This window comes from Pseudomonas sp. Y39-6 (genome assembly GCF_023651955.1).
Lineage (GTDB): Bacteria > Pseudomonadota > Gammaproteobacteria > Pseudomonadales > Pseudomonadaceae > Aquipseudomonas > Aquipseudomonas veronii.
On the sequence record NZ_CP069594.1, the window covers coordinates 649,596 to 669,404 of the forward strand.

A 19,809-nucleotide genomic window follows, 5' to 3' on the forward strand; every position below is an offset into this window, starting at 1 on the left:
CCCGATGAGGCGCTTAATCGCGCCGCAAATCAGCCAGCCAGCAACCAAACCCCGGTCGCCGCCGAAGCCGCCCCGGCAACCCGCACCAACGGCGCCGCCGCAGTCGGCAGCCAGCGCACCACGGCATAACCGGCAGCGTGCAACGCAGCGGTGGCGCCGACAAATCCGGCGGCATACGCCCAAGGGCTGGACATGTCCGGCAGCTCCAAGCCATGGGCCACGCCGTGGAACAGCGCGAACAAGGCCGTCGCCCCCAGCGCCATGAACAACGGCGGGCGCACCGCCAGCGCCACCGCCAGGCCCAGGGCCAGCACCGACGCGGCAATCCCGCTTTCCAGCGCCGGCAACGCCAGGCCTTCAAAGCCCAACAGGCCGCCGAGCAACAGGGTGGCCACGAAGGTGCAAGGCAGCGCCCAACGCGCCGCGCCTTTTTGCTGGGCGGCCCACAAGCCGACCGCCAGCATGGCCAGCAAATGGTCGAGACCGCCCAATGGATGGCTGATACCCGCCACCAGGCCGTTGTCGCCGTGACCCGGGTGGGCGAAGGCCAAGGCGGGTGCGAGCAGCAGGGCGGCGGTGGCGAAGAGTTTTTTCAGGCGCATGGACAGGTTCCTTATGGGGTGATCAGGCCGCAGTCAGCAGGCCCTGGCGTTCGATGAAGGCGACGATCTCATCCAGGCCGACGCCGGTTTTCTGGTTGCTGAACACAAAGGGTTTACCGTTGCGCATGCGTTGGGTGTCGCTGTTCATCAGTTCCAGCGAGGCGCCGACCAAGGGCGCCAGGTCGATCTTGTTGATCACCAGCAGGTCGGATTTGCAGATGCCGGGGCCGCCCTTGCGCGGCAGTTTATCGCCGGCGGACACATCGATCACATAGATGGTCAGGTCCGACAGTTCCGGGCTGAACGTCGCCGACAGGTTATCGCCGCCCGACTCCACCAGGATCAGGTCCAGGCCGGGAAAGCGCCGGTTGAGTTGGTCCACCGCTTCCAGGTTGATCGAGGCGTCTTCACGGATCGCCGTGTGCGGGCAGCCGCCGGTTTCCACACCGATGATGCGCTCGGGCGCCAGGGCCTGGTTGCGCACCAGGAAGTCGGCATCTTCGCGGGTATAGATGTCGTTGGTGACCACCGCCAGGTTGTAGCGATCACGCAAGGCCAGGCACAGGGCCAGGGTCAGGGCGGTCTTGCCGGAGCCCACCGGGCCGCCGATGCCGACACGCAGAGGTTGTGTGTTCATGTGCTTCTCCTAGGAACGGAACAGGCGGCTGTACTGGCGCTCGTGGGCCATGCACGCCAGGGACAGGCCGAACGCGGCGCTGCCGAAATGGTTGGGGTCGATGTGGCTGGCGTCCTGCTGGGCGTGTTGCAGCAGGGGCAGCAGTTCACTGGTCAGGCGTTGGGCGGCCTGCTGGCCGAGCGGCAAGGTTTTCATCAGCACGGCCAGCTGGTTTTCCAGCCAGCTCCACAGCCAGGCGGCGAGGGCGTCGTCGGGGCTGATGCCCCAGGCGCGTGCGGCCAGGGCCCAGCCCAGCGCCAGATGCGGCTCGGCGTGTTGTGCGAGAAAATCACGGGCCGCGTCGTCCAGTTCCGGCAGGCCGTTGAGCAGTTGCTGCAGGGAGTACCCCATCTGCCGGCTCTCCTGATACAGCTCGCGGGTCTCGCGACTGGCGCGGTGTTCCTCGCACAGTTGCGTCAGTTGCGACCAATCGCCGGCCACGGCGGCGCGGCAATGCGCGAGCAACAGCGGCGCTTCGAAGCGGGCGAGGTTGAGCAGCAACTGGTCGCTGATCCAGCGGCGGGCGCCGGCCGCGTCTTTGACGCGGCCATTCTCCACGGCCATTTCCAGGCCCTGGGAATAGCTGTAGCCGCCAATCGGCAATTGCGGACTGGCCAGACGCAGCAGCGCCCAGGCTGGGTTCATAAACGCACGCCGAACTGATGCAGCTTCGGCGGGTAGTTGAAATCTTCATCGCCATGGCGTGAATGGTGGTGGCCGCCGCCGTAGGCCCCGTGTTCCGGCTGGAATGGCGCTTCGAGGGTTTCGGTCCGCGCGCCCAGCTGTTCAAGCATGGCCTTGAGCACGTAATCATCCAGCAGGCGCAGCCAGCCGTCGCCTACTTGCAAGGCCACGTGGCGATTGCCCAGGTGATACGCGGCGCGGGTCAGTTCAAATGCATTGCGACAGGTGACGTGCAGCAGTTGTTCAGGGCGCGCGCAGACGCGTACTACACGTCCGTCTTCAGCCTGTAGGAACTCGCCATCGTGCAGCGGCGGCTGGCCACGCTCCAGGAACAGGCCGACGTCTTCGCCGTCGGCACTGAAACAGCGCAGGCGGCTTTTGCTGCGTGCTTCGAAGTTCAGCAGCAACTCGGCGACCCAGAGGGCTTGCGGGGCGATTCGGCGGTGGATCACCAGCATCAGAAGGCTTCCAGCTATGAGCGATAAGAGAGCTAGAGCAAGGGGCTTGCCAATCCCGCGCAGGAGTAGGAATTCCCTGAAGGCGAGCGCAGCGATGCCACCGAATAGGGCGTCAGTCAGCGCCTTTATGCTTCAATTTGGTGCGCGTCTGGAGGTGTGGCACTGGATGGGGGCGTTGTGTGTGGATGTGGCGTGCGGTTTTGCATGAAATTTCTCTCATCTAATTCGCACTGGTGTTTTTTCAGATTTCTCCTACGCGGTATCCGGATTCCGCGTTCAAAAAGTTACGCGCTGTTTCTTTAGGATTTGCGCCGTCTTAACACCACGGCGATTCATCAATGTTCAAGTCACTTTTCTTTTTAATCCTTTTCAGTCTTTCCTGTGTCATCTCATCGGCCTCGGCCAACCTGAAACCCCAATCGACATTCGGCTCTTCGCTGCCTGGTGTCCCAACGTCTTCGGTGGCGAATGTGGTCGACCGCGCCCATGCCCTGCTGGGCACCCCGTACAAATGGGGGGGCACCTCGGCCGAGCAAGGGTTTGATTGCAGTAGTTTCCTGGTCTACCTGTTCAAGACCGAAGCCAACATTCACATCCCGCGCACGACGGCGGCGATGCACCGTTCAACGGCTGCGACCGTCAAGCGCAACGAGCTCAAGCCGGGGGACGCGGTGTTTTTCAAAGGCAACGGGCGCGGTCAGGTCAGCCATGTGGGGCTGTATATCGGCGAAGGGAAATTCATTCATTCGCCGCGGGCCGGCAAGAATGTGCGGATCGATTCGTTGAGCAACAACTACTGGAACAAGAACTACACCGGCGCCAAGCGTTTCCACACGGCGGGTTGACGGCTTACTCGGTGCTGCCGAGGCCCTGCCAGTGCTTGAGGCCAATGAAGATGAAGCGCAACTGTTGGGTGATTTTCGCCTGGGGCGTGAGGTGGGCGGGCAGCGCGTGGGCGGGCGGGTCGATGATGTCGGGCAGGGTGGCGAACACACTTTTGACGATCAGGTCGGCCATCACGTGCAGGCCGTCGGCGTCCAGGTGTTGGAGCTTGGGCATCAGGGTCAGGTCGGCGGCCAGGTCACTGGTGATGTCTTCGCGCAGCGCGCCGATGGCTTGGCGCACAGCCAGACAGCCACCGTACTGTTCGCGGGCCAGGAACAGGAATTGCGAGCGATTGGCCGCGACCACATCGAGGAAGATCCGCACGGACGCATCGATAATGCCGCCCATCATAAATTCGTTGTGGCGCACCAGGCGGATCGTGGCACGGAAGGTCTGGCCGACTTCGCTGACCAGCACCAGGCCCAGTTGGTCCATGTCGGCAAAGTGACGATAGAACCCGGTGGGCACGATCCCGGCTGTCTTGGCCACTTCCCGCAGGCTCAGGCTGCCGAACCCGCGGCCACACTCCATCAGATGGCGGGCTGCGTCCATCAGGGCGAGGCGGGTCTGTTGCTTCTGTTCGGCACGGGGCAGCATGGCGGGCGGGCTTTGTCGGCAAGTACAGCGACGCACTCTAGCAAAACCGCTTCATAGACGTCGAACTTGGCAGGGCATTGCGGCGTGGATACGTGACACGTTGTGCAGAAAGTCAAAAGCCCGATCCAGGGATCGGGCTTTTTTCCGGGCCACCACAGGCTTAGCTCTGAGCTTGATGCAGGTCTTGCAGACGGTCGGCACCGCCTTCAGCAACACCTTCTGTATAGGCACGTTTGTTGGCGTGTTCAGCACCACCTTCAACCAGGCCTTTTTCTTCCAGGCGGTTGTGGCCGTTTTCGGTCACGCCTTCGGTGTAAGCGCGTTTGTTGGCTTGTTCCGAACCATTTTCAGCAACGGCGCCTTTGGCGTAGTCACGGTTCTCTTGTTCTTGCGACCCGCTACGGGCGAGGGTTTGGCTGAATTGAACGGCATCGGCTTTGGCTTGTGGGATCGCTTGTTCAGCGGCCGGCAGGGCAAAGGCACTGGATGCCAGGACGGACAGCAGCACGGTAGCGAGTACTTGGCGTTTCATGATCGGTTGCTCCTTGGGAGGGCGATTAAGTGGGTACGGGGCTAATGCTACTCTCGATAAGTCGATATAAAAGTTCATAAACCCAATGGTAATAATCAACGGAATTGATTGTTCCCATGGGAGGCTCTAAGTCGAGCCTCTCAAGCCCGCGGTTTTGCACCGCGCTGGGTATTTTCGACACGCGCCTGGGTAACAATGGTGCGCTGGCGTGGGATAAATCTGTCGAAGTGGTCAGAAAAATGGGTTTTTTCCGGCAAAACGTTGATTGGGTTAAACCCCGGGAGGGTTTGCCAGTCCTAGCTGTATAAGCTGTCTCAAGGGCTGTGACTCAGCCAGTCGTATTCAGGAGCTCTGTGCAATGACGCGCACTCGTAAAATCGTCGCTTGGTGCTGCGCCAGCATCGTTCTATCAATCGCCGTGGTGGTGGTGTTTTTGCTGTTCTTCGACTGGAACCGCATCAAACCGCCGCTCAATGCCAAGGTTTCCGAAGAACTGCATCGGCCGTTCGCCATCAATGGCAACCTGGCGGTGGTGTGGCGCCGTGAACTGGACGAGGGCGGCTGGCGCGCCTGGGTGCCCTGGCCCCATGTCATTGCCGAAGACCTGAGCCTGGGCAACCCCGACTGGTCGAAAACCCCGCAGATGGTCACGCTCAAGCGTGTGGAGCTGCGTATCTCGCCATTGGCCTTGCTGGTGCAACGCGTGGTGATCCCGCGTATCGACCTCGTCGAACCGAGCGCCGAGTTGCAGCGCCTGGCCGATGGGCGCGCCAACTGGGTGTTCACATTCGATCCCAAGGACCCTAACGCCGAACCCTCCGCCTGGGTGGTGGACATCGGTGCCATCGGCTTCGACAAGGGCCACGTGACCCTCGACGACCAGACCCTCAAAACCCAACTGGACGTGATCATCGACCCGCTGGGCAAACCCATTCCGTTTAGCGAAATCGTCGGCGATGCGGATGCCAAAAAGGTCTTGGAAAAAGGCGCGGCCCCCCAGGACTATGCGTTCGGCCTCAAGGTCAAAGGTCGCTACCACGGGCAGACACTCGACGGCAGCGGCAAGATCGGCGGCCTGCTCGCCTTGCAGGACGCGGCCAAGCCGTTTCCGCTGCAAGCCCAGGTGAACGTCGCCGACACCCGCATCGCCGTGGCCGGCACCCTGACCGACCCGCTCAACCTCGGTGCCCTGGACCTGCGCCTGAAACTCGCGGGCGCCAGCCTGGGCAACCTGTACCCGCTGACCGGCGTCACCCTGCCGGACTCGCCGGCCTATTCCACCGATGGGCGCCTGATCGCGCAACTGCATCAAGCCAGCGGCGCGACGTTCCGCTACGACAACTTCAACGGCAAGATCGGCGACAGCGACATCCACGGCAACCTGGCCTACGTCGCCAGCCAGCCGCGGCCCAAACTCAGCGGCACGCTGGTGTCCAACCAACTGCTGATGGCTGACCTTGCGCCCTTGATCGGTGCCGACTCCAACGCCAAGCAAAAAGCCCGTGGCGGGATGAGCAAGCAACCGGCGACCAAAGTGCTGCCGGTGGAAGCGTTCCGCACCGAGCGCTGGCGTGACATGGATGCCGACGTGGAATTCACCGGCAAACGCATCGTCCACAGCACCGACTTGCCCTTCACCGATCTCTATACGCACTTGGTGCTGACGGATGGCGAACTGAGCCTGCAACCCCTGCGGTTCGGCGTGGCCGGCGGCAAGCTCGATGCACAGATCCGCCTGAACGGGCGCATCACGCCGATGGAAGGCCGCGCCAAATTGACCGCGCGCAACTTCAAGCTCAAACAGTTGTTCCCGACCTTCGAGCCGATGAAAACCAGCTTTGGCGAACTCAACGGCGATGCCGATATTGCCGGGCGCGGCAACTCGGTGGCGGCGTTGCTGGGCTCGGCCAACGGTGACCTGAAGATGCTGATCAACGACGGCGCCATCAGCCGAGGCCTGATGGAAATCGTCGGGCTCAACGTAGGCAACTACGTCGTCGGGCGCCTGTTTGGCGACAAGGAAGTGAAGATCAACTGCGCGGCGGCCGACTTCGGCATCAAGACCGGGCTCGCGACCACGCGCTTGTTTGTGTTCGATACCGAGAACGCCATCGTCTATATCGATGGCACGGCGAACATGGCCTCGGAGCAGCTCGACCTGACCATCACCCCGGAGTCGAAAGGCTTCCGCCTGTTCTCGCTGCGCTCACCGCTGTATGTGAACGGTCCGTTCATCAAACCGAATGCCGGCGTGAAAGCCATCCCCCTGGCACTGCGTGGCGCCGGCATGGTCGCGCTGGGCGTGATCGCCGGCCCGGCTGCCGGGTTGCTGGCACTGGTCGCGCCGAGCGGCGACGTGCCCAATCAGTGCGCGCCGTTGTTGCAGCAGATGAAGGAAGGCAAGGCGCCGAAGACCGTGAAAGGTTGATTCGGCGCAGTCGTAAGAAAGGGCGCCCCTAGGGGCGCCTTTTTGATGGCGGTGCTGTAAGTGTGCTCCTGGTCTTGCGTAGTTCATTTCTGAAACAGCAAATCCGCCCCTGATTCCCCTTATACCTCCTGCGGCGCCTTCTTATAGTCGGCGGTCACAGTCACTTGGAGGTGGACGCGATGCAGGAGCCTTATGTGTTTATCGCCATAAAGGGCGTAGCCGTGGGCGCTTTAGGTAGCCACACCGGTGAGCAAATAGGCTCCCTCCTTTACCAAGTTTCAGGGAGTGGGCAATGACGCTTGAGTCCATGGGGATAGTCTCGGGGGTTATTATGATGCTGAGTTTCCCTATATCTTTTTATTCTATGTATACAAAGCTGGAAGAGGCCGAGAGCTATTTGCGGTTCAGCACATTTATAGTGATGTTCAAGCACATGTTCAAAGCCGGATTGTTTGAGGGGAGGATGAAGAGACTCTTCGCTGTCGCCCTTGTTATTCTTATGCCCGCGGCTTTTCAATGGAGACGTTTAGTACTCGTTGAAGATGTGAAAGCTATTCCCATAAGACTCAAACTCTGGATGGTCATGCCCTTCCTGCTCACACTGTTTTCCATCACTGGAATGGTCCTGTCATGGTTTCTGACGAACTGACGGTCAAAAGGGGAAGCGGTCTAATCCGCTTCCCCCTTTTTAGACGCGCAGTCATTTACAGACTTTCGAGAATATCCGCCATGTCATCCGCATGCTCTTCTTCCTGAGCCAGGATTTCTTCGAACAGGCGGCGGGTGGTCGGGTCTTTGTCACCGATGTACTGGATGATTCCACGGTAGCTGTCGACCGCAATCCGCTCGGCGACGAGGTCTTCGTAGACCATTTCCTTCAAATTGTTGCCGGCCACGTATTGCGCATGGGCGTTCTTCGATAGCAGGTCCGGGTTGAATTCCGGCTCGCCGCCCAACTGCACGATACGTTCGGCGAGTTTGTCGGCGTGTTCGGCTTCCTGGGTCGCATGTTCGAGGAATTCTGCAGCGGCGATCTGCGCCTTCACGCCGCTGGCCATGAAGTAGTGACGCTTGTAGCGCAGCACGCAGACCAGTTCGGTGGCCAGCGAGGCATTGAGCAGGCGAATAATCTCTTCGCGGTCGGCGTCGTAGCCTTCGGTCACGGCGCCGTTTTCGACGTTCTGGCGGGCGCGTTGGCGCAGGGTCGCAACGTCAGTCAGGTTTGCTGCAGTCATCTCAACCTCCTGGGGCTAATCCGGTTTTACGCCACGCTCTGTCGGCGTGATCGCTCCAAGTTGTGAGTCGTGGGCGGGGCAAAAAGTTTTATTGGATTTGCCGGCAGATGTCATCAGCCCGTCGCCGGATTGGGTTAGCCTGCGCTCATCCTTTCTTGATCAAGGACGTTCGCTTCATGTCGCAGTCGTTAGCCACGCGTTACCCCTTGGTGCTGGTGCCGGGCATGCTGGGGTTTGTGCGCCTGGGATTGTTTCCTTACTGGTACGGCATCGTCCCGGCGTTGCGGGCCGGCGGGGCGCAGGTGTTTGCGGTGCAGGTGGCGCCGCTCGATTCCAGCGAGGTGCGTGGCGAGCAGTTGCTCGCGCAGGTCGAGCGGATTCGCCGCGAAACCGGTGCCGACAAGGTCAACCTGATCGGCCACAGCCAGGGTTCGCTCACTGCGCGCTATGCCGCGGCCAAATGTCCGCAGTGGATCGCCTCGGTGACGTCGGTGGCCGGCCCCAACCACGGTTCGGAGCTGGCGGATTATTTCCACACCCATTACCCCCGGGGCAGCCTCAAAGGCCGGATGGTCAGCGCGCTGTTTCATCTGGTCGCCGCCGTCATGAGCCTGCTGGAGACCGGCTACCGAGGCCCGCGCTTCAAGGCCGACCTGCATGCCTCGCACCAGTCGCTGACCAGCGCCGGCGTGGCGGTGTTCAATCGTGAGTATCCCCAGGGATTGCCGCCGACATGGGGCGGGCAGGGCGCCGCAGAGGTCAATGGCGTGCGCTATTACTCATGGTCCGGCACCTTGCAGCCGGGTAAGACCGATCGCGGGCGCAACCTGCTCGATGGCACGAATCGCAGTTGCCGCTTGTTCGCCCGCAGCTTCGTGCGCGAGAAAGGCCAGTGCGATGGCATGGTCGGGCGCTACAGTTCACACCTGGGGACGGTGATCGGCGATGACTACGCCCTCGACCATTTCGATATCGTCAACCAGTCGCTGGGGCTGGTGGGCAAGGGCGCGGAGCCGATCCGCTTGTTCGTCGAGCATGCGCAGAGGCTCAAGGCGGCTGGGGTGTAGGAGATGCACCGCGTTATCGTTCATCGCGGGCAAGCCCCCTCCCACATTGGACCGCGTTCGCCCTGGCGCCTCGGTCAACTGTGGGAGGGGGCTTGCCCCCGATAGCGATAGCTCAGGCAACGCCCAGCTTACGCCCGACCGGCGTAGTCCAGCGCTCCGACAAAATCACCCCGCCCAACGTCAGCAGCCCGCCCACCAGGTGATACAGCGCCAACGCTTCCTTCAACACCAGCGCCGCGATCAGCGCGGTAATCAGCGGCAGCAGGTTGAAAAACAACGTGGTGCGGCTCGGCCCCAGGGTTTTCACCGAGTGCATCCAGGCCAATGGTGCGAGCATCGAGGCCAGCAGGCAGGCGTACAGCACCAACGGAATATTCGCCCAGCCCAACCCGGCTTTTGCCGAGTACAGAAACAGCGGAAACAGCACCACCACGGCCACCAGCACCTGCAGATACAGCAACACCAACGGCGGCAGGCGCAGCTGCCATTTTTTCAGCAGGGTACTGTAGACCGCGTAGGCCAGGGTGGCGACCAGCATCATCGCGTCGCCCAGGTTGACCCCGTGTTGCAGCAGCGTGCCCAGGCTGCCGGACGACACCACCACCGCCACGCCAGCGAACGACAGCACCGCGCCGCTCAGCGCGCCGAAGGTCAGGCGTTGGCCGAGGCTGATGATCGCCGCCGTCAACGCCATCAATGGCATCAGCGACAGGATGATGCCCATGTTGGTGGCGCTGGTCAGCGACGCGGCGTAATAGGCCAGGCTTTGATACACCGCCATGCCCAGCACGCCGAGGATAAAAATCTTGCCCAGGTTCGGGCGGATGATCGGCCACTGGGCAATCACCGGCTTGAGCATGAACGGGGTAAACAGCAGCGCCGCGAGCAACCAGCGGTAGAAGCCGATTTCAGCGGGGAAGATCGAACCCACGGCCAGTTTGTTGACCACGGTGTTGCCGGCCCAGATGAAAATGGCCAGCAGGGGATACGCGTATTGCATTGAAAACAACCCAAGGTGTTGGTGAGACGGGAGTATGGCGCAGTACCGACGGGCGAACATCCGTAGTCGGTGAAGATGTTACAAGGTTTGGCTACACTCCTCCGTAGGCCGCGCCCTCCGGCGCGGTAACAGGGAGAAAACTCCATGAAGATGCTGCGAATTCCGTTGTTGATGATGGGCCTGCTGCTGTGTTCCCAAGGCTTTGCCGCTACCGCCCAGCAAAATAAAATGACCACCTGCAATGCCGAGGCCACCACCAAGACGCTCAAAGGCGACGAGCGCAAAGCGTTCATGAAAACCTGCCTGTCGGCGCCCGCCGCCAATGATGCGAAGACGCTGACCCCGCAGCAGCAGAAGATGAAAGATTGCAATGCGTCGGCGAAAACCAAGGCGCTGACCGGCGATGCGCGCAAGACGTTCATGAGCACCTGTCTCAAAGGCTGATCGCGCGTTCGCGCTCGCTGAAGATCAAATGTGGGCGGCTGGCTGGGCCCCCCGGTCTACCTGAAGGGCCAGCCCGCTCCCACGCTTGATCGCATTGACTACCGATCCACTCGCTTGATTCCCTCAAGGCTGGCAGACTGCCCATCCTTTAACGCCGTTCGTTTTGAGGCTGTATGCCAACGTTTTCTCAGCGTCACGTGTTATTGCTGGCCAGTTACATCATCATTTTCGGCGGATTACTGCTGGTTCTGCCGCTGAAGTTGCTGCCCAGCCTGCTGGCCGGGCTGTTGGTATTTGAACTGGTCAACATGCTTACCCCTCAACTGCAACGGCTGATCGAAGGTCGGCGTGCGCGCTGGCTGGCCGTGGCCTTGCTCGGCACCCTGATCGTCAGCGTGTTGACCCTGATCTTTGCCGGCGCGATCAGCTTCCTGCTCCACGAAGCGGAAAACCCCGGGGCCTCCCTCGACAAATTCATGGGCGTGGTCGACCGCGCGCGCGGCCAGCTGCCGCCGTTCCTCGACGCTTACCTGCCCGCCAGCGCCGCCGAATTCCGGGTGGCCATCGGCGACTGGATCAGCAAACACCTCAGCGATCTGCAATTGGTGGGCAAAGATGCCGCCCACATGTTCGTCACCCTGCTGATCGGCATGGTGCTCGGCGCGATCATGGCGCTGCAGCGCATCCCCGACCTGACCAAGCGCAAACCCCTGGCTGCCGCGCTGTTCGATCGTCTGCACCTGTTGGTCCAGGCGTTTCGCAACATCGTCTTCGCACAAATCAAGATCGCCGCCCTCAACACCGTGTTTACCGCCGTGTTCCTCGCCGTGGTGCTGCCGCTGTGCGGGATTCACCTGCCGCTGACCAAGACCCTGATCGTGCTGACCTTCCTGCTCGGCCTGCTGCCGGTGATCGGCAACCTGATGTCCAACACCCTGATCACCATCGTCGCGCTGTCGCTGTCGATCTGGGTCGCGGTGGCGGCGCTGGGGTATTTGATCGTGATCCACAAGGTCGAGTATTTCCTCAATGCGCGCATCGTCGGCGGGCAGATCAGTGCCAAGTCGTGGGAGTTGTTGCTGGCGATGCTGGTATTCGAAGCCGCGTTCGGCCTGCCGGGGGTGGTGGCGGGGCCGATTTACTATGCGTACCTGAAGAGTGAGCTGAAGCTCGGCGGGATGGTCTGAGGAGGGAGGACACTGCTCTGCTGTAGGAGCGAGCTTGCTCGCGAAAAACCCAAGAGCGCCGCGCGCCGTCAGACAGCCCGCGTTATCGTTGGCGTCCTTCGCGAGCGAGCTCGCTCCTACAGGGGGGCAGTGCGACGGTATCAGCTGCCGTAGCGCTTGCTGGCCTCGATCGCCAACCCGCTGCCGATACTGCCGAAGATATTCCCTTCCACATGCCGCGCATTCGGCAGCATCGCCGAGATGCTGTGGCGCAGCGCCGGAATGCCGCTGGAACCGCCGGTAAAGAACACCGTGTCCACCTGCGCCACATCCACCGACGCGTCGCTGAGCAATTGGGTGACGCTGTTGCGCACGCGCTCCAGCAGCCCGTCGATGGCCGACTCGAACAACGTGCGGCTCAGGTCTACGCTCAAGCCCGGCTCAACCCGGTCGAGCAGCACATGACGGCTGTCTTCGTGGGTCAGCTGGATCTTGGTTTCTTCGACTTCCATCGCCAACCAGTGCCCGGCCCGCTGTTCGATCAGCTTGAACAGGCGGTCGATGCCGCCGGTGTCTTCGATGTCATAGCGCATGCTGCCCAGGGCCAACTGGGATTTTTGCGAGTACACCGAGTTGATGGTGTGCCAGGTGGCCAGGTTCATGTGATGGCTGGTGGGCATGTACGCGCCGCTTTTCATGCGGCTGCCGTAGCCGAACAGCGGCATCATGCCGGCCAGCGAGAGTTGTTTGTCGAAGTCGGTACCGCCGATGTGTACGCCGCCGGTGGCGAGGATGTCGTCGTGGCGGTTGTCGTTGTGGCGACGGTCCGGCGACAGGCGCACCAGCGAGAAGTCCGAGGTACCGCCGCCGATGTCGACAATCAGCACCAGCTCTTCTTTTTCGATGGTGGACTCGTAGTCGAAGGCCGCGGCAATCGGTTCGTACTGGAACGAGATGTCCTTGAAGCCGATCTTGCGCGCCACGTCGACCAAGGTGTTCTCGGCTTCCTGGTCGGCCATCGGGTCGTCATCGACGAAAAACACCGGGCGACCCAGCACCACTTCTTCGAACTCGCGGCCGGCGGTGGCTTCGGCGCGGCTCTTGAGTTGGCCGATAAACAGCGCGAGCAAGTCGGTGAACGGCATCGCGGTGCCCAGCACGCTGGTGTCGTGCTTGATCAGCTTGGAACCCAGCAGGCTCTTGAGCGAGCGCATCAGCCGGCCTTCGTAGTTCTCCAGGTATTCGTGCAGCGCCAGGCGACCGTAGACCGGGCGGCGCTCCTCGAAGTTGAAGAACACCACCGACGGCAAGGTGATTTTGTCGTCCTCCAGCGCGATAAGCGTTTCCATGCCGGGGCGAATCCAGCCGACGGTGGAGTTGGACGTGCCGAAGTCGATGCCGCAGGCACGGGCTGGGGATGGGTTTTTCATGTCTATCGGGTTCCGGTTGAAAAACGGCCGCGCAGTGTATGCCACCCGCGTGCAGATGCGTAGGCCGACGATCTGTTAAATAGCCGGCGGCGCGCCTTGAAAGAGCGGGGTTTGCCCCCAACTTGTCCAGCATACGGTCGGCGGCTGCAAGGTTATTCGTGCGGTGCCGATAAACTACTCAGACGCATCCATCGGCTTGGGATTGAGTTCAGTCAATCCAAACGCTGCAAACCGGCGCATGCTGTGCCCTTGGCTGTGCGATATCGATGACGGAGGGTGACCCCCCAGATGGACTTTAAAGACTATTACAAGATCCTTGGCGTGGAGCCGACAGCGGACGACAAGGCGATCAAGGCCGCCTATCGCAAGCTGGCGCGCAAATATCACCCGGACGTGAGCAAGGAAAAAGACGCCGAAGCCAAGTTCAAGGACGCGTCCGAAGCCTATGAAGCGCTGAAAAGTGCCGACAAGCGTGCCGAGTACGACGAGTTGCGCAAATACGGCCAGCATGGCCAGCCGTTCCAGGGCCCACCGGGCTGGCAGAGCCGTGGCGGCTATGGCGGCGGCCAGGACACGGGCGACTTCTCGGACTTCTTCAGTTCGATCTTCGGCGGGCGCGGCGATGCGTTCGGCGGCGGTCAGCGCCGCAGTACCGGGCGCAAGGGCCAGGATGTGGAGATGCAACTGTCGGTGTTTCTTGAGGAGACGCTGTCGACCGAGTCCAAGCAGATCAGCTTCCAGGTGCCGCAATACGACGCCTCGGGCCGGCATGTCAGCAACACCACCAAGAGCCTGAACGTGAAGATCCCTGCCGGGGTGACCGACGGCGAGCGCATCCGCCTCAAGGGCCAGGGCGCGCCGGGCGTTGGCGGCGGGGCCAATGGTGATCTGTACCTGATCGTCAAGTTTGCGCCGCACCCCAAGTTCGAGGTCGAAGGCGAAAACCTGGTGATCACCGTACCGGTGGCACCGTGGGAGCTGGCGTTGGGCACCGAAGTCGCGGTGCCGACCCTGACCGGCAAGATCAACCTCAAGGTCCCGGCCGGCAGCCAGAACGGCCAGCGCATGCGCGCCAAGGGCCATGGCCTGCTGAACAAGAGTGGCCAGCGCGGTTACCTGTTCATCCAGCTCAAAGTGGTGATGCCCAAAGAAGCCAGCGAGGAGGTGCTCGGGTTGTGGAAGGCGCTGGCCGACAGCGCCGCCTTCGATCCGCGCAAAGGCTGGAACGCCTGACCCTCCCGGGCGACTGTCTTGCAGAGTTCGGCCCAGGCCCGTGGGGGCCATGAATAAGCTGCTCATTTTCACAATGAGGCGCTATTCATGGCCCACGCTCAAGCCCCGTTCCCTCCGGGCGATGGGGCGCAGCGCCAGCGTGGCGTAGGGCGCTTCAGAACAGAAAGTAGCGCTGCGCCATCGGCAGCACATCCGCCGGCTCACACCACAGCAACACGCCGTCGGCCTTGACCTGATACGTCTGCGGGTCCACCTCGATGTGCGGCAGGTAGTCGTTGTGGATCAGGTCGGTTTTCTGCACGTCGCGGCAGCCCTTGACCACTGCGATCTGCTTCTTCAGGCCCAAGGCTTGCGGCAAGCCGGCGTCCGCGGCGGCCTGGCTGATAAAGGTCAGGCTGGTGGCGTGCAGGGCGCTGCCGAAGCTGGCGAACATCGGCCGGTAGTGGACCGGCTGCGGCGTGGGAATCGAGGCGTTGGCATCACCCATCAGGCTTGAGGCGATCGCGCCGCCCTTGAGGATCAGCGTCGGCTTGATGCCAAAGAACGCCGGCCGCCACAGCACCAGATCAGCCCATTTGCCGACTTCGATGGAACCGACGATATGGCTGATGCCATGGGTGATCGCCGGGTTGATGGTGTACTTGGCGATGTAGCGCTTGGCCCGGAAGTTGTCGTTGCCGGGGCCGTCGCCGGGCAGGGCGCCGCGCTGTTTTTTCATCTTGTCGGCGGTTTGCCAGGTGCGCGTGATCACTTCACCGACGCGGCCCATGGCCTGGCTGTCGGAGCTGATCATCGAGAACGCGCCGAGGTCGTGCAGGATGTCTTCGGCGGCGATGGTTTCGCGGCGGATGCGGCTTTCGGCGAAGGCCACGTCTTCGGCGATGCTCGGGTCGAGGTGATGGCAGACCATCAACATGTCCAGGTGCTCGTCGATGGTGTTGCGCGTGAACGGCCGCGTCGGGTTGGTCGAGCTGGGCAGCACGTTGGGGAAGCCGCAGGCCTTGATGATGTCCGGTGCGTGGCCGCCGCCAGCGCCTTCGGTGTGGTAGGTGTGGATGGTGCGGCCCTTGAGCGCGGCCAGCGTGGTTTCGACGAAGCCGGACTCGTTGAGGGTGTCGCTGTGAATCGCCACCTGCACATCGTATTGGTCGGCGACGTTCAGGCAGTTGTCGATGCTCGCGGGCGTGGTGCCCCAGTCTTCATGCAGCTTCAAACCGATGGCGCCGGCCTTGACCTGCTCGATCAGCGGCTCCGGCAGGCTGGCGTTGCCCTTGCCGGTGAAACCGATGTTCATCGGGAACGAGTCGCTGGCCTGCAGCATGCGCGCCAGGTGCCACGGGCCGGAGGTGCAGGTGGTCGCGTTAGTGCCGGTGGCCGGGCCGGTGCCGCCGCCGATCAGGGTGGTGACGCCGCTGGTCAGCGCTTCTTCGATCTGCTGCGGGCAGATGAAATGCACGTGGCTGTCGATGCCGCCGGCGGTGAGGATCATGCCTTCACCGGCGATCACTTCGGTGCTGGCGCCGATGGCCATGGTCACGCCGGGCTGGATATCCGGGTTGCCGGCCTTGCCGATGGCGTGGATGCGGCCGTTCTTGAGGCCGACGTCGGCCTTGACGATGCCCCAGTGGTCGATGATCAGCGCGTTGGTGATCAACGTGTCGACCACTTCATGGGCGAGCAATTGGCTCTGGCCCTGGCCATCGCGGATGACCTTGCCGCCGCCGAATTTGACCTCTTCGCCATAGACGGTGAAGTCCTGCTCCACTTCGACGAACAACTCGGTGTCGGCCAGGCGGACCTTGTCGCCGACGGTGGGGCCGTACATGTCGGCGTAGGCTTGGCGGCTGATTTTCATGTGTGTGAGCCCTGAGAAAAATGTGTTGAATGTGAAATCGCTATCGGGGGCAAGCCCCCTCCCACATGGGAATGCGTTCCAACTGTGGGAGGGGGCTTGCCCCCGATGAGGCCCTAAAGGTCGCCCATGATCCGCCCGGCAAACCCGAACACCCGCCGCCCACCGCCGAAGTCGACCAACTCGACCTCACGGCTCTGCCCCGGCTCGAAGCGCACCGCGGTGCCCGCCGGGATATTCAGGCGCATGCCGCGGCTCAATGCGCGGTCGAAGGTCAGCGCGTCATTGGTCTCGAAAAAGTGATAGTGCGAGCCCACCTGGATCGGCCGGTCGCCGCTGTTGGCCACGCTCAGGCTGACGGTGCGGCGGCCGACGTTGAGTTCGATGTCGCCAGGCTGGATCTGAAATTCACCAGGAATCATGCAGGTTGCCCCAGGGTCTTGTAGTAGATGGCGGTCGGGCTGTAGCGCCCGTCCGGGCTTTGGCAGTAATCGGGCAGTTCACCGACCTTGGTGTAGCGCAGCGCCTGGTAGAAGGCTTCGGCCTCGGAGCCGGCTTCGGTGTCCAGGTACAGCAGGCCGCGCTTGTGTTGGCGCGCGGCGAGTTCCAGGGCGTGCATCAACTGGTGGCCCAGGCCGTGGCGGCGGGCGCTGCTGTGGACCAGCAGTTTTTGCACTTCGGCGCGGTTCAGACCGTTGGCTTTCTGGCACAGCGCCAGTTGCACGCTGGCGATCACCCGCTCGTCGCGCACCACCACCCACAGCAACAGGCTGGCGTCTTCGATGCTCGCTTGCACGCCGTGCAAATACGCGCGGGCCTGGGCCTCATCGAAGTCGGCCATGAAGCCGATCGACGCGCCGTGCCTGACCGCATCCAGCAACAGCTCGATCAAGCCCTGGCGATAGTGGGCAAAACTTTCAGCATTGACTCGACGCAGTTGCGCGGCGTTCATCGATCTCACTCCTGGGGCGGTTCGGCGCCCGGATTCAAGGTCAGTTGCATAAAGGTCAGGTCGAGCCAGCGGCCGAATTTGATGCCCACTTGCGGCATCTGCCCGGTGGTGCTGAAACCCAGGCGCTCATGCAGGCGGAGCGAGGCCTGGTTGCCGCTTTCAATGGCGGCGACCATCACGTGTTTACCGTCGGCGCGCGCGCGTTCGATCAGGGTTTGCATCAGGCGTGGGCCGAGGCCTTTGCCGCGCTGATCGTTGCGCACGTACACCGAGTGCTCGACGCTGTAGCGAAAACCCTCGAAGGGGCGCCAGTCGCCGAACGAGGCGTAGCCCGTCACTTCGTGGTTTTCCACCGCGACCAGGATCGGGTAGCGCTGCGCCTGGCGCGCAGTGAACCAGGCCAGGCGGTTAGCCAGATCCACCGGCTGTTCGTTCCAGATCGCCGTGGTGTTCAGCACCGCGTCGTTGTAGATGTCGCGGATCGCTGGCAGGTCTTGCTCGGTTGCATCACGAATCATGGCTGGGCCTCACGCGATGGGTTGGTGGACGGTCACCAGTTTGGTGCCATCGGGGAAGGTGGCTTCCACCTGGATATCCGGGATCATCTCCGGGATGCCTTCCATCACCTGCTCGCGGCTGAGCAGGGTGGTGCCAAAGTGCATCAGGTCGGCCACGGTACGGCCGTCGCGGGCGCCTTCCATCAGCGCGGCGGAGATGTAGGCGATGGTTTCCGGGTAGTTGAGCTTCACGCCGCGCGCCAGGCGCCGTTCGGCAACTAAGCCTGCGGTGAAGATCAGCAGTTTGTCTTTTTCCCGTGGGGTCAGGTCCATGGTTCAAGGTCCTTCATAAAATGCATTCTTAAATACAATGGAGATCAAGTGTGGGAGGGGGCTTGCCCCCGATAGCAGAGTGTCAGGCAATGCATCTGTAACTGACCCACCGCCATCGGGGGCAAGCCCCCTCCCACATGTTGATCTTCATGTGCTCCAGATTCGCGGTGCTACGGCCTCTCGGCCCAGCACCGCCGGGCGCAACAGCCGCCATAAATCAATCAACCAGCCCCGCGCCAGCAGCGCCTCGCTGGCCAGGCAGCGGGCGACCAGCAAGCCGGGCAGTTGGGTCAGGTCGCCGCGCACCGCATGGGGCAGCGAGCGGCAGTGTTCGAGTAATTCAGGCTCGATATCACCGGTCAGCAACAAGGTGGCGAATACCGGTTGTCCGTCCAGGCCGATCGGTGAGTCGAGCAAGCCATCGTCGCCCACAATGCGCTGGCGTTCGTGCCAGAGCAACTGGCCGTCGCGGCGGATATCCAGGTGCGATTGAAAGTGCCCGAGGTCGAAGCGCTCGCCGCTGGCCGGGCGGCCGAGGGCGACCACGTCCCAGTACAACAGCCGCGCATCGCCGTGCAGCGCGATGCGTGTGCTGAGTTCGGCCTGGGCGGCGCTGAACACGATGGTTTCCTGAGGCAGCCATTCCAGGGTGGCGCCGGCCTCGACGCTCAGCTCCAGTTGCTGAAACGCCGGGCCGCTGGCGCGGTACCACTTGGCCGCGCCAGGGCTGGTCAATTGCGCCCAGGCGCCCGCGGCGACGTGGGCGCGGATGTCCAGGCGGTCGCCGCCGGCAATGCCACCGGGCGGATGCACGATGATGTGCTGGCACACCTCGGGGCCTTCGGCGTACAGGTGTTTCTGCACGCGCAGCGGGCCGAGGTGGCGGCGCATCACCGGGCGCGTGGTGGCGCCGAAACGCGCGTAGCCGAGCTCCAGCTCGGCGTGCCAGCTGGGGGTGAACAGGGCAGTGGAAACGGGCAGGTTCATGGCGTGTGCTTATCGTTAGGACGCTACAGATTAGATGGTTACGAGACCGCGCACACCGTCGCGTTCCATATTTTCGCCACGGCCTTGCTGGACGATTTCCCCGCGTGACATCACCAGGTACTGGTCGGCCAGTTCGGCGGCAAAGTCGTAGAACTGCTCCACCAACAGGATCGCCATGTCGCCACGGGCCGCAAGCTTTTTGATCACCGCCGCGATCTCCTTGATCACCGACGGCTGGATACCTTCGGTCGGCTCATCGAGAATCAACAGGCGCGGCCGGCTGGCCAGGGCGCGGCCGATCGCCAGTTGCTGTTGCTGGCCGCCGGACAAATCGCCCCCGCGGCGGTGCTTCATTTGCAGCAGCACCGGGAACAGTTCGTAGATAAACCCCGGCACTTCCCTGGCCTCGGCGCCGGGAAAGCGCGACAGGCCCATCAGCAGGTTTTCTTCCACGGTCAGCCGCCCGAAAATCTCGCGGCCCTGGGGCACGTAGGCGATCCCGGCGTGAACGCGCTGGTGTGGCTTGAAACCGGTGATGGCCTTGCCTTCCCAGTTCACCGCGCCCTCTTTGGCGGGCAGCAGGCCCATCAGGCACTTGAGCAGGGTGGTCTTGCCCACGCCGTTACGGCCGAGCAGGCAGGTGACTTCGCCGACCTGCACCTCGAATGAAAGCCCGCGCAGGATGTGGCTACCGCCGTAATACTGGTGCAACTTGTCGACTTGCAGCATTCTCAAAACCTCCTCTATTCCC

Annotated in this window: 23 protein-coding genes; 7 read left to right on the forward strand and 16 right to left on the reverse strand. The window is 62.4% G+C overall.

Annotated features, from left to right (window positions below; translation table 11 throughout):
* Window positions 1-29: 29 nt before the first annotated feature.
* From JN756_RS02780 to ureE, 4 genes are read right to left on the reverse strand one after another with little or no spacing between them, the layout of a single operon-like run.
* Complete coding sequence (locus JN756_RS02780; RefSeq protein ID WP_201021762.1) at window positions 30-602, reverse strand: HupE/UreJ family protein; 573 nt, start codon at window positions 600-602, stop codon at window positions 30-32.
* 22 nt (window positions 603-624) lie between these two features.
* Window positions 625-1,239: an urease accessory protein UreG gene (gene ureG, locus JN756_RS02785; RefSeq protein WP_017849719.1), complete on the reverse strand. Its 615-nt coding sequence runs from the start codon at window positions 1,237-1,239 to the stop codon at window positions 625-627.
* A 9-nt stretch (window positions 1,240-1,248) separates the two neighbouring features.
* Entirely contained in the window at window positions 1,249-1,923 is a 675-nt protein-coding gene (locus JN756_RS02790) for an urease accessory protein UreF (protein WP_126588416.1), read from the reverse strand.
* Window positions 1,920-2,420 carry an urease accessory protein UreE gene (gene ureE / locus JN756_RS02795; protein ID WP_046384879.1) on the reverse strand — a complete coding sequence of 167 codons (501 nt, stop codon included), beginning with the start codon at window positions 2,418-2,420 and terminating at the stop codon, window positions 1,920-1,922. The genes JN756_RS02790 and ureE overlap by 4 nt, the downstream gene beginning before the upstream one ends.
* Window positions 2,421-2,758: 338 nt before the next feature.
* Here ureE and JN756_RS02800 point away from each other — a divergent pair, with 338 nt between their 5' ends.
* A complete protein-coding gene (locus JN756_RS02800) occupies window positions 2,759-3,265 on the forward strand; it encodes a C40 family peptidase (protein WP_026140377.1) in 507 nt (168 codons plus the stop codon).
* A gap of 4 nt (window positions 3,266-3,269) precedes the next feature.
* Here JN756_RS02800 and JN756_RS02805 read toward each other — a convergent pair whose 3' ends face one another.
* Window positions 3,270-3,902 carry a TetR family transcriptional regulator gene (locus JN756_RS02805; RefSeq protein ID WP_046384878.1) on the reverse strand — a complete coding sequence of 211 codons (633 nt, stop codon included), beginning with the start codon at window positions 3,900-3,902 and terminating at the stop codon, window positions 3,270-3,272.
* 160 nt (window positions 3,903-4,062) lie between these two features.
* Window positions 4,063-4,434 carry a hypothetical protein gene (locus JN756_RS02810; protein ID WP_046384877.1) on the reverse strand — a complete coding sequence of 124 codons (372 nt, stop codon included), beginning with the start codon at window positions 4,432-4,434 and terminating at the stop codon, window positions 4,063-4,065.
* A gap of 358 nt (window positions 4,435-4,792) precedes the next feature.
* Here JN756_RS02810 and JN756_RS02815 point away from each other — a divergent pair, with 358 nt between their 5' ends.
* Both JN756_RS02815 and JN756_RS02820 read left to right on the forward strand, forming a co-directional pair.
* Window positions 4,793-6,862 carry an AsmA family protein gene (locus JN756_RS02815; protein ID WP_046384876.1) on the forward strand — a complete coding sequence of 690 codons (2,070 nt, stop codon included), beginning with the start codon at window positions 4,793-4,795 and terminating at the stop codon, window positions 6,860-6,862.
* Window positions 6,863-7,154: 292 nt separating this feature from the next.
* The gene (locus JN756_RS02820; protein WP_046384875.1) at window positions 7,155-7,511 is read left to right on the forward strand and encodes a hypothetical protein; all 357 of its coding nucleotides are present in this window, start codon (window positions 7,155-7,157) and stop codon (window positions 7,509-7,511) included.
* 55 nt (window positions 7,512-7,566) lie between these two features.
* On the opposite strand, the gene JN756_RS02825 is transcribed toward JN756_RS02820, so the two are convergent.
* Complete coding sequence (locus tag JN756_RS02825) at window positions 7,567-8,097, reverse strand: ferritin-like domain-containing protein (protein ID WP_046384874.1); 531 nt, start codon at window positions 8,095-8,097, stop codon at window positions 7,567-7,569.
* 176 nt (window positions 8,098-8,273) lie between these two features.
* Here JN756_RS02825 and JN756_RS02830 point away from each other — a divergent pair, with 176 nt between their 5' ends.
* Complete coding sequence (locus JN756_RS02830) at window positions 8,274-9,164, forward strand: esterase/lipase family protein (protein ID WP_046384873.1); 891 nt, start codon at window positions 8,274-8,276, stop codon at window positions 9,162-9,164.
* 112 nt (window positions 9,165-9,276) lie between these two features.
* On the opposite strand, the gene JN756_RS02835 is transcribed toward JN756_RS02830, so the two are convergent.
* Window positions 9,277-10,164 (reverse strand): DMT family transporter, encoded by an 888-nt coding sequence (locus tag JN756_RS02835; RefSeq protein ID WP_057006068.1) that lies wholly within the window; start codon window positions 10,162-10,164, stop codon window positions 9,277-9,279.
* Between the two features lie 144 nt (window positions 10,165-10,308).
* On the opposite strand from JN756_RS02835, the gene JN756_RS02840 reads away from it, so the two are divergent.
* On the forward strand, window positions 10,309-10,608 hold the full coding sequence (locus tag JN756_RS02840; protein WP_017849707.1) for a PsiF family protein: 300 nt from the start codon (window positions 10,309-10,311) through the stop codon (window positions 10,606-10,608).
* Window positions 10,609-10,781: 173 nt separating this feature from the next.
* Window positions 10,782-11,795 carry an AI-2E family transporter gene (locus JN756_RS02845; protein ID WP_046384871.1) on the forward strand — a complete coding sequence of 338 codons (1,014 nt, stop codon included), beginning with the start codon at window positions 10,782-10,784 and terminating at the stop codon, window positions 11,793-11,795.
* 140 nt (window positions 11,796-11,935) lie between these two features.
* On the opposite strand, the gene JN756_RS02850 is transcribed toward JN756_RS02845, so the two are convergent.
* A complete protein-coding gene (locus tag JN756_RS02850) occupies window positions 11,936-13,204 on the reverse strand; it encodes an Hsp70 family protein (RefSeq protein WP_017849705.1) in 1,269 nt (422 codons plus the stop codon).
* A 288-nt stretch (window positions 13,205-13,492) separates the two neighbouring features.
* Between JN756_RS02850 and JN756_RS02855 the strand changes: the two genes are divergently transcribed.
* Window positions 13,493-14,437, forward strand: coding sequence for a DnaJ C-terminal domain-containing protein (locus tag JN756_RS02855; RefSeq protein WP_046384870.1), 945 nt, complete (start codon window positions 13,493-13,495; stop codon window positions 14,435-14,437).
* Between the two features lie 154 nt (window positions 14,438-14,591).
* Here JN756_RS02855 and ureC read toward each other — a convergent pair whose 3' ends face one another.
* The 7 genes from ureC to urtE form a co-directional block, all read right to left on the reverse strand.
* On the reverse strand, window positions 14,592-16,292 hold the full coding sequence (gene ureC / locus JN756_RS02860) for an urease subunit alpha (protein WP_057006066.1): 1,701 nt from the start codon (window positions 16,290-16,292) through the stop codon (window positions 14,592-14,594).
* Between the two features lie 113 nt (window positions 16,293-16,405).
* Window positions 16,406-16,711 (reverse strand): urease subunit beta, encoded by a 306-nt coding sequence (locus tag JN756_RS02865; protein ID WP_017849702.1) that lies wholly within the window; start codon window positions 16,709-16,711, stop codon window positions 16,406-16,408.
* Window positions 16,708-17,241, reverse strand: a complete 534-nt coding sequence (locus tag JN756_RS02870) for a GNAT family N-acetyltransferase (protein ID WP_017849701.1) — start codon at window positions 17,239-17,241, stop codon at window positions 16,708-16,710. Before JN756_RS02870 ends, JN756_RS02865 begins: the two co-directional genes overlap by 4 nt.
* 5 nt (window positions 17,242-17,246) lie before the next feature.
* Window positions 17,247-17,759 (reverse strand): GNAT family N-acetyltransferase, encoded by a 513-nt coding sequence (locus tag JN756_RS02875; RefSeq protein WP_201021763.1) that lies wholly within the window; start codon window positions 17,757-17,759, stop codon window positions 17,247-17,249.
* A 9-nt stretch (window positions 17,760-17,768) separates the two neighbouring features.
* On the reverse strand, window positions 17,769-18,071 hold the full coding sequence (locus JN756_RS02880; protein WP_010213535.1) for an urease subunit gamma: 303 nt from the start codon (window positions 18,069-18,071) through the stop codon (window positions 17,769-17,771).
* Window positions 18,072-18,218: 147 nt separating this feature from the next.
* Window positions 18,219-19,058 (reverse strand): urease accessory protein UreD, encoded by an 840-nt coding sequence (locus JN756_RS02885; protein WP_126589075.1) that lies wholly within the window; start codon window positions 19,056-19,058, stop codon window positions 18,219-18,221.
* 30 nt (window positions 19,059-19,088) lie between these two features.
* Window positions 19,089-19,787: an urea ABC transporter ATP-binding subunit UrtE gene (gene urtE, locus JN756_RS02890; protein ID WP_017849698.1), complete on the reverse strand. Its 699-nt coding sequence runs from the start codon at window positions 19,785-19,787 to the stop codon at window positions 19,089-19,091.
* Window positions 19,788-19,809: the final 22 nt, after the last annotated feature.